The organism is Mesorhizobium sp. B1-1-1 (genome assembly GCF_006442955.1).
GTDB lineage: Bacteria > Pseudomonadota > Alphaproteobacteria > Rhizobiales > Rhizobiaceae > Mesorhizobium.
This window is the reverse complement of the sequence record NZ_VFWW01000008.1, coordinates 88,533-101,705: the sequence shown is the minus strand read 5'-3', so window position 1 is coordinate 101,705 and position 13,173 is coordinate 88,533. Positions and strand designations below refer to the sequence as shown.

Here is a 13,173-nt window from a genome sequence, read left to right as displayed (position 1 = left end):
CCCGGGAAATGAGATTGCGGGAAATCCGCAGAGGTTTGAGGCGAATGGCAAAGCTCAAGGTCGACGGGAAAGAAATCACTGTACCCGACCATTACACGCTGCTGCAGGCGGCAGAGGACGCGGGCGCGGAAGTGCCGCGCTTCTGCTTCCACGAGCGGTTGTCGATCGCCGGCAATTGCCGCATGTGCCTGATCGAGGTGAAGGGCGGGCCGCCCAAGCCGCAAGCGTCCTGCGCCATGGGCGTGCGCGACCTGCGTCCCGGTCCGAACGGAGAAGCGCCGGAAATCTTCACCAACACGCCGATGGTCAAGAAGGCCAGGGAAGGCGTGATGGAATTCCTGCTGATCAACCATCCGCTGGATTGCCCGATCTGCGACCAGGGCGGCGAATGCGACCTGCAGGACCAGGCGATGGCCTTCGGCGTTGATTCCTCGCGCTATCACGAGAACAAGCGCGCGGTCGAAGACAAGTATATCGGCCCGCTGGTCAAGACGGTGATGAACCGCTGCATCCACTGCACGCGCTGCGTTCGCTTCACCACCGAGGTTGCCGGCATTTCCGAACTCGGCCTGATCGGCCGCGGCGAGGATGCCGAGATCACCACCTATCTCGAGCAGGCGATGACCTCGGAGCTGCAGGGCAATGTCATCGACCTGTGCCCCGTCGGCGCGCTGACCTCCAAGCCTTTCGCCTTCCAGGCACGGCCGTGGGAACTGACCAAGACCGAATCCATCGACGTCATGGATGCCGTCGGCTCGGCGATCCGCGTCGACAGCCGCGGCCGCGAGGTGATGCGCATCCTGCCGCGCGTCAACGAGGCGGTGAACGAGGAGTGGATCTCCGACAAGACCCGCTTCATCTGGGACGGCCTGCGCACGCAGCGTCTCGACCGGCCCTATGTACGCAAGGACGGTAAGCTGGTCCCGGCGAGCTGGGCCGAGGCCTTCACGGCGATCAAGGACGCCGTGTCGAAGACTACGCCCGAGAAGATCGGCGCCATAGCGGGCGATCTTGCCGCGGTCGAGGAAATCTACGCGCTGAAGCTCCTGATGGCCGCACTCGGTTCGAAGAACATGGATTGCCGCCAGGACGGCGCCGCGCTCGACCCGTCGCTTGGCCGGGCAAGCTACATTTTCAACCCCACCATCGAAGGCATCGAACAGGCGGACGCGGTGCTGATCATCGGCGCCAATCCGCGCTTCGAAGCCTCGGTGCTCAACGCCCGCATCCGCAAGCGCTGGCGGGTCGGCAATCTGCCGGTCGGCGTCATCGGCGATGTCGGGGATACACGCTATGACTACGAACTGCTGGGCGCAGGACCGGAATCGCTCAAGGATCTGGCCGACGGCGATGGCAAGTTCTTCCAGGTGCTGAAGAAGGCCACGCATCCGCTCATCATCGTCGGCCAGGGCGCGCTGGCACGCCCCGATGGCGCGGCGGTGCTCGGCCAGGCAGCGAAGCTCGCCATGGCCGTGAACGCCGCGCGCGCGGACTGGAACGGCTTTGCCGTGCTGCACAATGCGGCTGGACGCGTCGGCGGCCTCGACCTTGGCTTCGTGCCGAGCGAGGGCGGCAGGAACGTCGCCGGCATGCTGGGCGAGACGGACGTGCTGTTCCTGCTCGGCGCCGACGAGATCGACATGGCAAAGACCGGCGGCGCTTTCGTGGTCTATGTGGGCACCCATGGCGATGCCGGCGCGCACCGCGCCAACGTCATCCTGCCGGGCGCTGCCTACACCGAGAAGTCGGGCACCTATGTCAACACGGAAGGGCGCGTGCAGCAGACCAACCGCGCCGGCTTCGCGCCGGGCGACGCGCGCGAGGATTGGGCCATCGTCAGGGCATTGTCGGATGTACTGGGCAAGAAGTTGCCGTTTGATTCGCTGCCGCAGCTGCGCGCTAAACTCTACGGCGAATACCCGCATCTTGCCCGCATCGACCAGGTTGCTGCGGGCAATGCCGAGGATATCGCCAATGTGGCGAAGCTTGGCGGACGGCTGAACAAGGGCACGTTCACGTCGCCGGTCCAGGACTTCTACCTGACCAACCCGATCGCGCGGGCCTCTGCCGTGATGGCGGAGTGCTCTGCGCTGGCCAAGAGCGGCTTCAAGCAGGCGGCGGAATAAGTATGGACACCTTCTTCTCCTTCTACGTGCTGCCGGCGCTGATCATCGTGTTGAAGTCGGTCGTGCTGATCGTCGTGCTTCTCATCGCCGTCGCCTACCTGCTCTATGCCGACCGCAAGATCTGGGCGGCGGTGCAACTGCGCCGCGGCCCGAACGTCGTCGGCCCCTGGGGCACGCTGCAGGCCTTTGCCGACCTGTTGAAGTTCGTCTTCAAGGAGCCGGTGATCCCGTCCGGCGCCAACAAGGGCGTGTTCCTTTTGGCGCCGTTGGTATCGGCGGTTCTGGCGATCTCGGCCTGGGCGGTCATTCCGGTCAGCCAGGGCTGGGCCGTCGCCAACGTCAATGTGGGTATCCTCTATGTCTTCGCCATCTCCTCGCTCGAGGTCTATGGCGTGATCATGGGCGGCTGGGCGTCCAATTCGAAATATCCGTTCCTCGGGGCGCTGCGTTCGGCCGCACAAATGGTGTCCTACGAGGTCTCGATCGGCTTCGTCATCGTCACCGTGCTGCTTTGCGTCGGCTCGCTCAACCTGTCCGACATCGTGCTGTCGCAGCAGGATGGGCTCGGCACCAGGCTCGGCCTGCCCAACACCTTCCTCGACTGGCACTGGCTGTCGCTGTTGCCGATGTTCGTCATCTTCTTCATCTCGGCGCTAGCCGAGACGAATCGCCCGCCTTTCGACCTCGTCGAAGCCGAATCGGAACTGGTCGCCGGCCACATGGTCGAATATTCGTCGACGCCGTTCCTGCTGTTCTTCCTCGGCGAATATGTCGCCGTCGTGCTGATGTGCGCGCTGGCCACCATCCTGTTCCTCGGCGGCTGGCTGCCGCCGTTCGACTTCGCGCCCTTCACCTGGGTGCCGGGGGTGATCTGGTTCGTGCTCAAGATCTGCCTGATGTTCTTCATGTTCTCCATGGTGAAAGCGTTCGTGCCGCGTTACCGCTACGACCAGCTGATGCGGCTTGGCTGGAAGGTGTTCCTGCCGATCTCGCTGTTCATGGTGGTGCTGACCGCCGCCTTCCTCAAGATCACGGGGTTTGCGTGATGTCCGCTCTGTCCCAGGCCGCCAAATCGCTGCTGCTGAAGGATTTCGTCAGCGCCTTCTTCTTGTCGATGCGCCAGTTCTTCGCGCCGAAGGAGACGATCAATTATCCGCACGAGAAAGGGCCGGTGAGCCCGCGCTTCCGCGGCGAGCATGCCTTGCGCCGTTATCCCAATGGCGAGGAACGCTGCATAGCCTGCAAATTGTGCGAGGCGATCTGCCCGGCGCAGGCCATCACCATCGAGGCCGGCCCGCGCCGCAACGACGGCACGCGCCGTACCGTGCGCTACGACATCGATATGGTGAAGTGCATCTATTGCGGCTTCTGCCAGGAAGCCTGCCCGGTCGACGCCATCGTCGAGGGGCCGAATTTCGAATTCGCGACCGAGACGCGCGAGGAACTCTACTACGACAAGGATAGGCTGCTGGCGAATGGCGACCGGTGGGAGCGCGAACTGGCGCGCAACATCTCGCTGGACGCACCGTACCGCTGATATCGCATGGACAGGGGCGAGGGCCCTTGTCCGGGGATGACCCGAAGCATTTCAGGCAAGGTCATCCCTCAGGACTTCAGAGTTGCCCATGTTTCTTTGCGCCGGGTCTTTCAACCCGGTTGGAACATGGGCTAGGACAACGCGGCTTCGCACCGGAGGCGGAACGAAGCCACAGACAACAAACAGGACGAACGTCCTGTTTGGACAGGAACCGGGGGAACCCCAATGCTGAGTGGACTAGAGGCGGCCTTTTTCTACCTCTTCGCCTTTGTCGCCGTGGCGTCGGCGTTCATGGTCATTTCGTCGCGCAACCCCGTGCATTCGGTGCTGTTCCTGATCCTGACCTTCTTCAACGCCGCCGGCCTGTTCATGCTGACGGGCGCCGAGTTCCTGGCGATGATTCTGCTCGTCGTCTATGTCGGCGCTGTCATGGTGCTGTTCCTGTTCGTCGTCATGATGCTCGACGTCGACTTCGCCGAGATGAAGGAGGGCGCTCTGCAATATGCGCCGATCGGCGCGCTGGTCGGACTGATCCTGGCGGCGGAACTGATCGTGGTGCTCGGCGGCTATACCTTCGCGCCGCAGCTCGCCTCGACGGTATCGAAGCCGATTCCCGATCTCGCGGCGCGCTCGAATACGGCAGCGCTCGGCGACATCCTCTATACGGACTACCTCTACTACTTCCAGATCTCGGGCCTCGTGCTGCTGGTGGCCATGATCGGTGCCATCGTTTTGACGCTGCGCCACAAGGAAGGGGTCAAGCGGCAGTCGATCGCAGCCCAGGTCGCCCGCACGGCGGCGACGGGCATGGAAATCCGCAAGGTCAAGTCGGGCGAAGGAGTCTGAGATGGTCGTCGGCATCGCACATTATCTGACCGTATCGGCGATCCTTTTCACGCTCGGCGTGTTCGGCATCTTCCTGAACCGTAAGAACGTGATCGTCATCCTGATGTCGGTCGAGTTGATCCTGCTTGCGGTCAATATCAATTTCGTCGCCTTTTCGGCGGCTCTCGGCGACCTCGTCGGCCAGGTGTTCGCGCTGTTCGTGCTGACGGTCGCGGCGGCGGAGGCCGCCATCGGACTTGCCATTCTCGTCGTCTTCTTCCGCAACCGCGGCTCGATCGCGGTCGAAGACGTGAACATGATGAAGGGTTGACGGAACCACCATGTACCAGGCCATCGTCTTCCTTCCGCTGCTCGGCTTCCTGATCGTCGGCCTGTTCGGCACGTCGCTCGGCGCCAAGGCGTCCGAATACATCACCTCCGGCTTCCTGGTGATCGCGGCGGTGCTGTCGTGGGTTGCTTTCTTCACCGTCGGCTTCGGCCATGGCGAGGTGTTCACCGTGCCGGTGCTGCGCTGGATCCAGTCCGGCGGACTGGAGGCGTCCTGGGCGCTCAGGATCGACACTCTGACGGTGGTCATGCTGGTGGTGGTCAACACCGTGTCGGCGCTGGTCCATATCTACTCGATCGGCTACATGCACCACGATCCGAACCGGCCGCGTTTCTTTGCCTATCTGTCGCTGTTCACCTTCGCCATGCTGATGCTGGTGACGGCCGACAACCTCGTGCAGATGTTCTTCGGTTGGGAAGGGGTGGGCCTGGCGTCCTACCTGCTGATCGGCTTCTGGTACAAGAAGCCCTCGGCCAACGCCGCGGCCATCAAGGCCTTCGTCGTCAACCGCGTCGGCGATTTCGGCTTCGCGCTCGGCATCTTCGGCGTGTTCGTGCTGTTCGGCTCGGTCAATCTCGGCACCATCTTCGCCAATGCGGCGACGTTCATCCCGGCTGAAGGCGCCCCGCAAGGTGCTGCGGTGCTGACCTTCCTCGGTTATGCGCTGGACAAGCAGGCAGCGATGACGATCGTCTGCCTGCTGCTGTTCATGGGTGCCATGGGCAAGTCGGCGCAGGTGCCGCTGCACACCTGGCTGCCGGACGCCATGGAAGGTCCGACGCCGGTCTCGGCGCTCATCCATGCCGCCACAATGGTGACGGCCGGCGTGTTCATGCTGGCGCGGCTGTCGCCGCTGTTCGAGCTGTCGCATTCGGCGCTGACGGTGGTGACCTTCATCGGCGCCTTCACCGCCTTCTTCGCGGCGACCGTCGGCCTGGTCCAGAACGACATCAAGCGCGTCATCGCCTATTCGACCTGCTCGCAACTTGGCTACATGTTCGTGGCGCTCGGCGTCGGCGCCTATGGCGCGGCGATCTTCCACCTGTTCACGCATGCCTTCTTCAAGGCGCTGCTGTTCCTCGGCTCGGGCTCGGTCATCCATGCGGTTTCCGACGAGCAGGACATGCGCAAGATGGGCGGCCTGAGGACGCTGATCCCGACGACCTACTGGATGATGGTAATCGGCACGCTGGCGCTGACCGGCGTCGGCATTCCGGTCACCGTCATCGGCACCGCCGGGTTCTTCTCCAAGGATGCCATCATCGAGACGGCCTTTGCCGGGCATAATTCCGTGGCGGGCCTCGCCTTCGTGCTGCTGGTGATCGCCGCCGGCTTCACCTCCTTCTATTCCTGGCGGCTGATCTTCATGACCTTCCACGGCAGGCCGCGGGCGAGCCATGAGGTGATGCACCATGTCCATGAATCGCCGCCGGTGATGCTGGTGCCGCTGTTCGTGCTGGCGGCGGGCGCGCTGTTTGCCGGCATCATCTTCCACGGTGCCTTCATTGGCGAAGGCTATGCCGAATTCTGGAAGGCGTCGCTGTTCACGCTGCCGGACAATCACATCCTGCACGACATTCACGAACTGCCGCTATGGGTCGAGCTGTCGCCGTTCATCGCCATGCTGATCGGCCTGGCGCTGGCGTGGAAGTTCTACATCCGCTCGCCGGAAATGCCGGTCAATCTGGCCGCCCAGCATCGCGGGCTCTATGCCTTCCTGCTCAACAAATGGTATTTCGACGAGCTCTATGACTTCCTCTTTGTGCGGCCGGCCAAACGCCTCGGTTCCTTCCTGTGGAAGACCGGCGACGGCACCGTCATCGACGGTCTCGGGCCTGACGGCATCTCGGCACGCGTCGTCGATGTCACCAACCGCGTCGTCAAGCTGCAGACCGGCTATCTCTATCACTATGCCTTCGCCATGCTGATCGGCGTTGCCGCATTCGTCACCTGGATGATGCTCTGATGACCGCCTGGCCAATTCTCTCGCTGGTCACCTTCCTGCCGCTGGTTGGTGTGCTGCTCATCCTGTTCATCAACGACGACAGCGAAAACGAACGCCGCAACATCCGCGCCATCGCGCTGCTGACGACGACGTTCACCTTCATCGTCTCGCTGTTCATCTGGACCGGCTTCGACAATTCGCAAGCCGGCTTCCAGTTCGTCGAGAAGGTCGCCTGGCTCGATTCCGGCATCTCCTACCATATGGGCGTCGACGGCATTTCGATGCTGTTCGTCATCCTGACGACATTCCTGATGCCGCTCTGCATCCTGGCGTCGTGGGAAGCGATCGAAAAGCGCGTCAAGGCCTACATGATCGCCTTCCTGCTGCTCGAGACGCTGATGATCGGCGTGTTCTGCGCGCTCGACATCGTGCTGTTCTACGTCTTCTTCGAAGCCGGCCTGATCCCGATGTTCATCATCATCGGCGTCTGGGGCGGCAAGCGGCGCGTCTATGCCTCGTTCAAGTTCTTCCTCTACACGCTCGCCGGCTCGGTGCTGATGCTGCTCGCCATCATGGCGATGTTCTACCAGTCCGGCACGACCGATATCCCGACGCTGTTGACGCACAATTTCCCCGCCAACATGCAGACATGGCTGTGGCTCGCCTTCTTCGCCTCGTTCGCGGTGAAGATGCCGATGTGGCCGGTGCATACCTGGCTGCCGGATGCGCATGTCGAGGCGCCGACAGCCGGTTCGGTGATCCTGGCCGCCATTCTGCTGAAGATGGGCGGATACGGCTTCCTGCGGTTCTCCTTGCCGATGTTCCCGCTGGCGTCCGAGATGTTCGCGCCGCTGGTCTTCGCACTTTCGGTCGTCGCCATCATCTACACCTCGCTGGTGGCGCTGATGCAGGAGGACATGAAGAAGCTGATCGCCTATTCGTCGGTCGCCCATATGGGCTTCGTGACCATGGGCATCTTCGCCATGAACCAGGAAGGCGTGCAGGGCGCGATCTTCCAGATGCTCAGCCACGGCCTGGTCTCGGGCGCGCTGTTCCTGTGCGTCGGCGTCATCTATGACCGCATGCACACGCGTGAGATCGCCGCCTATGGCGGCCTGGTCAACAACATGCCGAAATACGCCACCGTGTTCCTGATCTTCACCATGGCCAATGTCGGCCTGCCGGGCACGTCAGGCTTCGTCGGCGAGTTCCTGACCATGCTCGGCGTGTTCCGGGTCAATACCTGGGTGGCGTTTTTCGCTGCCACCGGCGTCATCCTGTCGGCCGCCTACGCGCTCTGGCTCTACCGCCGGGTGATCTTCGGCGCGCTGACCAAGGACAGCCTCAAGGGCCTGCTCGACCTGTCGACCCGCGAGAAGGCGATCATCTATCCGCTGGTCGTGCTGGTCATCTTCTTCGGCGTCTATCCCGCTCCCGTCTTCGACGCGACGGCCCAGTCGGTCAAGTCGCTCGTCACCAATGTCACCGCATCCATCGGCGCCGCGCAGACCGCGGCGGCGAACTGACCCAGGGGTTTTGCGAACCATGACGCCGGACCTTCTCTCCAGCCTGTCGCTCTCGACGCCCGAGCTGATCCTTGCCATCGGCGCGCTCGCGCTGCTGATGGTCGGGGCCTATTCGCGCGCCAACACCGCCAACACCGTGACCGGCCTTGCCGTTGCCGTGCTGGTGATATCGGGCGCCTGGCTGATCTTCTCCACCGGGCAGGGCAGCGCCTACGGCAATGCCTTCATCCAGGATTCCTTTGCCCGCTTCATGAAGCTGCTGGCGCTGGTGGGCTCGGCGGTGACGCTGATCATGTCGATGCGCTTCGCCAGGGCGGAGCGGTTCGACAAGTTCGAATATCCGGTGCTGATCCTTCTGTGCACGCTCGGCATGATGCTGATGATCTCCGCCAACAGCATGATCGGGCTCTATCTCGGCCTCGAGCTTCAGTCGCTGGCGATCTATGTCTTGTGCGCGATCAACCGCGAGAACCTGCGCTCGACCGAGGCGGGCCTGAAGTACTTCGTCCTCGGCGCGCTATCATCGGGCATGCTGCTCTATGGCATCAGCCTGGTCTATGGCTATACCGGCAACACCGGGTTCCAGGAGATCGCGACGGCGCTGGGCGGCGGAGAGCGCCAGCTTGGCCTCGTCTTCGGCCTGGTCTTCGTGCTGGCCGGCCTCGCCTTCAAGATCTCGGCGGTGCCGTTCCACATGTGGACGCCCGACGTCTATGAGGGTGCGCCGACACCGGTGACGGCTTTCCTGGCGGCGGCACCCAAAATGGCGGCTATGGCGCTGATCGTGCGCGTCACCATGGGCGCGTTCAAGCCGATCGCTTCCGACTGGCAGCAGATCATCGTCTTCATCTCGATCGCGTCGATGGCGCTCGGCTCTTTCGCGGCGATCGGCCAGACTAATATCAAGCGCCTGATGGCCTATTCCTCGATCGGCCATATGGGCTACGCGCTGGTTGGCCTTGCCGCCAACAGCCAGGCCGGCGTGCGCGGCGTCGCCATCTACATGCTGATCTATCTGGTGATGACGCTCGGCACCTTCGCCTTCATCCTCGCCATGCGGCGCAAGGAAGGCAATGTCGAGCAGATCAGCGACCTGGCAGGCCTGTCCTCGACCAACCCGATCATGGCGACGATCCTGACCATCCTGATGTTCTCGCTGGCCGGCATCCCGCCGCTTGCCGGCTTCTGGGGGAAGTGGTACGTCTTTCTCGCCGCCATCAATGCCAACCTCTACGCGCTGGCGATCATCGGCGTGCTGGCCTCGGTAGTGGGCGCCTATTATTACCTGCGCATCATCAAGATCATGTGGTTCGACGAACCGGTCGGCGGCTTCGTGCCGATGGCCAGTGAATTGCGCCTCGTACTCGGTGTCTCCGGCGCTTTCGTGCTGTTCTATGTGCTGATCGGCGGTCCGATCGGCACCTATGCCGAAGCCGCCGCCAAGACATTCTTCTGACGGGATGGCATTTCGGCTGGCTCCAACCTCGGCGTCGGAAGGATTCCGGCTGGAGGCGCATGACAGCGTCGGCTCCACCAATGCGCTGGCGCTGGATCACGCCCGGGCCGGCGACCCCGGCAGATTGTGGGTCGTTTCCAAGAAACAGGAAAGCGGGCGCGGGCGGCGCGGCCGCGTCTGGGCGACACCCGAGGGAAATCTGGCGGCGACGCTGCTCGTCCTCACCGGGGGCGAGCTTCGACTCGCCGCGACGCTCGGTTTCGTCGCCGGCCTGGCGCTGGCCGATGCGCTCGATGCCGTGGTGCCGGGGGGCCGGATCGCCATCGGCCTCGACGGCGGCAATGAAGGCAAGAACCGTTTCGAGCTGAAATGGCCGAACGACGTGCTCGCCTCCGGCGCCAAGCTTGCCGGCATTCTGCTGGAATCGGCCATGCTGGACGGCGGCCGTTTCGCGGTGGCGGTCGGCATCGGCGTCAATGTTGTGGCATACCCTGAGGATTTGCCGTATCCCGCGACGTCGCTTCACGCATTGGGTGCGGCATGCGATGCCGAAACGCTGTTCCTGGCGCTGTCGGATGCCTGGAGCGAGAATGCCCGCCTGTGGGACGACGGGCGGGGACTTGCCGCCGTCAGGCGGCGCTGGCTGGCACGCGCGGCAGGGCTTGGCGGCGAGGTTGCTGTCAGAATTGACGGTAATGTGGTGCGCGGGGTGTTCGAGACCATTGACGAGGACTGCCGTTTCGTGATCCGCGACGATGAGGGCTCGGTTTTGACGATCGCCGCCGGCGATGTGCATTTCGGCGCGGTCGCATCCGCCCGGGTATAGTTTTGTTTTTGCGCAATTCCAGACGGAAAACCGTTACAGACTTTTCCCGGAATTGCTTCAATGGCTTGGCCTGAGGGCCAGGAAGGAAAAAATCATGGCGAAAGCGGAAAACGCCGAACTCGTCTTCGTGCCGCTGGGCGGCGTCGGCGAGATCGGTATGAACTTCGCTCTCTACGGCTATGGTCCGCCGAGCGCGCGCGAATGGATCGTCATCGACGTCGGCGTCACCTTTCCCGACGCGGCGCATCCGGGCGTCGACCTGATCCTGCCCGACACGCGCTTCATCGAAGAGAACATCGCCAATTTGCGCGGTATCGTGATCACCCACGCGCATGAGGACCACTATGGCGCGCTGCTGGATATCTGGCCGAGGCTCAAGGCGCCGGTGTGGATGACGCCGTTCAGCGCCGGGCTGCTGGAAGCCAAGCGCCAGGGCGAGCAGGGCGCGCCGAAGATCCCGCTGACCATCTACCGCGCGGGCGAAAAATTCACTGTCGGTCCGTTCGAAATCGAGGCGATCCCGGTCGCGCATTCGATTCCCGAACCGATGTCGCTGGCCATCACCTCGCCGGCAGGCACCGTCATCCACACCGGCGACTGGAAGATCGACCCGGCGCCGACGATCGGACCCAAGACCGACGAAGCACGGTTCCGCGCCTATGGCGACAAGGGCGTGCTGGCGCTGGTCTGCGATTCGACCAATGCTATGCGCGAAGGCGAATCGCCATCGGAAGTCGCGGTCGGCGAGGGGCTGAAAGGGGTTATCCAGGCCGCCAAGGGCCGCGTCGCCGTCACCACCTTCTCGTCCAATGTCGGCCGTATCGTTTCCATCGCCAAGGCGGCGCGCGATGCCGGCCGTCAGTGCCTGGTGCTCGGCCGGTCGCTGAAGCGCGTCATCGATGTCGCCGGCGAACTCGGCTACATGGACGGTCTGCCTGAGTTCATCGCCGAGGAGGATTTCGGCTTCATTCCGCGCGAAAACCTGGTCGTCATCTGCACCGGCAGCCAGGGCGAGCCGCTGGCGGCGCTTGCCAAGCTCTCGCGCGACGAGATGAAGTCGGTGTCGCTGACGGCCGGCGACACGGTGGTGTTTTCCTCGCGCACCATTCCCGGCAACGAGAAGGCGATCCTCGAAATTAAGAACCGCCTCGTCGATCTCGGCATCAAGATCATCGAGGACGGCGATGCGCTGGTTCATGTCTCCGGCCATCCGCGGCGCAGCGAATTGCGCAAGATGTATGAATGGGTACGGCCGCAGATCGGCGTTCCAGTGCATGGCGAGGCCGCGCATCTGGTGGCGCAGGGCTCGCTGATGTCGACGTCGGGCATCGGCCAGGTGGCGCAGGTGCGCGACGGCGACATGCTGCGGCTTGCTCCCGGCCCTGCCACGATCATCGACCAGGTGCCGTTCGGCCGCATCTACAAGGACGGCAGGTTGATCGGCACCGACCAGGCGATGGGCATTCGCGACCGTCGCAAACTGTCCTTTGCCGGCCATGTCGCGGTCAATGTGGTGCTGGACGAGAAGTATGAGCTCGCCGGCGATCCCGATCTGGTCGCAATCGGCGTCGCCGAGGCCGACGCCAGAGGCGAGACGCTGGAGGACCTGATGATCGATGCGGCAATCGGCGCGGTGGACTCCATCCCCCGTCAGCGCCGAAAAGACCTCGATCTGGTGCAGGAGGCGGTACGCCGTGCCGTACGTGGCGCCGCCAACGAAGCCTGGGGCAAGAAACCGCTGGTGACTGTATTTGTCACGCGGTGACGAATAGGGAATAGGGGAATAAGGCAGTAGGGGAGTAGGGGAGAATGAGCCGTTGCTTTTCTTCTGTCTTGTTCCCCTACTCCCTTACTCCCCTAAAGCGGAGCGCTCTATGCTTGGACGCCTGAACCATGTCGCGCTTGCGGTGCCGGATCTGGCTGCGGCTGTCGCTTGCTATCGCGACACGCTAGGCGCCGAAGTGAGCGAACCACAGGCGCTGCCCGGGCATGGCGTCACCGTGGTGTTCGTCAATGTCGGCAACACCAAGATCGAGTTGCTGGAGCCGCTCGGCGAGGGTTCGCCGATCGCGGCTTTCCTCGAGAAGAACCCGTCGGGCGGCATGCACCATCTCTGCTATGAGGTCGACGATATCCTTACCGCGCGGGACCGGCTCCAGGCGGCCGGCGCCCGGGTTCTGGGCGACGGCAAGCCGAAGACCGGCGCGCATGGCAAGCCTGTGCTGTTCCTGCATCCGAAGGATTTCTTCGGCACGCTGATCGAACTGGAGCAACCATGAGCTGGGTTTCGTTCACCGCACTGTTTTTCGCGACCTGGTGGGTGGTGCTGTTTGCCGTTCTGCCGTTCAGCGTCAGGACGCAGGATGACGATCGTGACGTGACGCTGGGCACGGTGCCTAGCGCGCCGCGCGGACCACATATGCTGCGTGCGGTGATCCGCACCACCGTCGCCACGGCGGTGCTCATGGGCATTTTCTACGGCCTGACGCACGGGCTGGGATATAGCCTCAACGACATCCCGCACATCGTGCCGGAATTCGGCCAGGCCACGGCAAAATAGCAGCATTCAAACCGGCTCTTGCG

The 13,173-nt window shown here is 63.3% G+C and carries 12 protein-coding genes; all 12 read left to right on the top strand.

Annotation, left to right across the window (positions count from 1 at the left end):
- Positions 1-44 precede the first annotated feature (44 nt).
- The 12 genes from nuoG (at position 45) to FJ986_RS17805 (ending at position 13,150) form a co-directional block, all read left to right on the top strand.
- A complete protein-coding gene (gene nuoG / locus FJ986_RS17860; protein WP_140675286.1) occupies positions 45-2,126 on the top strand; it encodes an NADH-quinone oxidoreductase subunit NuoG in 2,082 nt (693 codons plus the stop codon).
- A 2-nt stretch (positions 2,127-2,128) separates the two neighbouring features.
- Positions 2,129-3,172, top strand: a complete 1,044-nt coding sequence (gene nuoH / locus FJ986_RS17855; RefSeq protein ID WP_140495583.1) for an NADH-quinone oxidoreductase subunit NuoH — start codon at positions 2,129-2,131, stop codon at positions 3,170-3,172.
- Complete coding sequence (nuoI, locus tag FJ986_RS17850) at positions 3,172-3,663, top strand: NADH-quinone oxidoreductase subunit NuoI (RefSeq protein ID WP_140495584.1); 492 nt, start codon at positions 3,172-3,174, stop codon at positions 3,661-3,663. The genes nuoH and nuoI overlap by 1 nt, the downstream gene beginning before the upstream one ends.
- A gap of 225 nt (positions 3,664-3,888) precedes the next feature.
- On the top strand, positions 3,889-4,509 hold the full coding sequence (locus tag FJ986_RS17845; protein ID WP_140495585.1) for an NADH-quinone oxidoreductase subunit J: 621 nt from the start codon (positions 3,889-3,891) through the stop codon (positions 4,507-4,509).
- A 1-nt stretch (position 4,510) separates the two neighbouring features.
- Complete coding sequence (gene nuoK / locus FJ986_RS17840; protein ID WP_019858930.1) at positions 4,511-4,819, top strand: NADH-quinone oxidoreductase subunit NuoK; 309 nt, start codon at positions 4,511-4,513, stop codon at positions 4,817-4,819.
- Between the two features lie 10 nt (positions 4,820-4,829).
- Positions 4,830-6,803 (top strand): NADH-quinone oxidoreductase subunit L, encoded by a 1,974-nt coding sequence (gene nuoL / locus FJ986_RS17835; protein WP_140516407.1) that lies wholly within the window; start codon positions 4,830-4,832, stop codon positions 6,801-6,803.
- A complete protein-coding gene (locus FJ986_RS17830; protein WP_140675283.1) occupies positions 6,803-8,308 on the top strand; it encodes an NADH-quinone oxidoreductase subunit M in 1,506 nt (501 codons plus the stop codon). The genes nuoL and FJ986_RS17830 overlap by 1 nt, the downstream gene beginning before the upstream one ends.
- A 19-nt stretch (positions 8,309-8,327) precedes the next feature.
- Entirely contained in the window at positions 8,328-9,764 is a 1,437-nt protein-coding gene (gene nuoN, locus FJ986_RS17825; RefSeq protein WP_140623207.1) for an NADH-quinone oxidoreductase subunit NuoN, read from the top strand.
- A 4-nt stretch (positions 9,765-9,768) separates the two neighbouring features.
- A complete protein-coding gene (locus FJ986_RS17820) occupies positions 9,769-10,590 on the top strand; it encodes a biotin--[acetyl-CoA-carboxylase] ligase (protein ID WP_140656949.1) in 822 nt (273 codons plus the stop codon).
- 94 nt (positions 10,591-10,684) lie between these two features.
- Positions 10,685-12,355, top strand: a complete 1,671-nt coding sequence (locus FJ986_RS17815) for a ribonuclease J (RefSeq protein WP_140495590.1) — start codon at positions 10,685-10,687, stop codon at positions 12,353-12,355.
- A gap of 109 nt (positions 12,356-12,464) precedes the next feature.
- Positions 12,465-12,869: a methylmalonyl-CoA epimerase gene (mce, locus tag FJ986_RS17810; protein WP_140495591.1), complete on the top strand. Its 405-nt coding sequence runs from the start codon at positions 12,465-12,467 to the stop codon at positions 12,867-12,869.
- Positions 12,866-13,150 carry a DUF1467 family protein gene (locus FJ986_RS17805; protein ID WP_140495592.1) on the top strand — a complete coding sequence of 95 codons (285 nt, stop codon included), beginning with the start codon at positions 12,866-12,868 and terminating at the stop codon, positions 13,148-13,150. Before mce ends, FJ986_RS17805 begins: the two co-directional genes overlap by 4 nt.
- Positions 13,151-13,173: the final 23 nt, after the last annotated feature.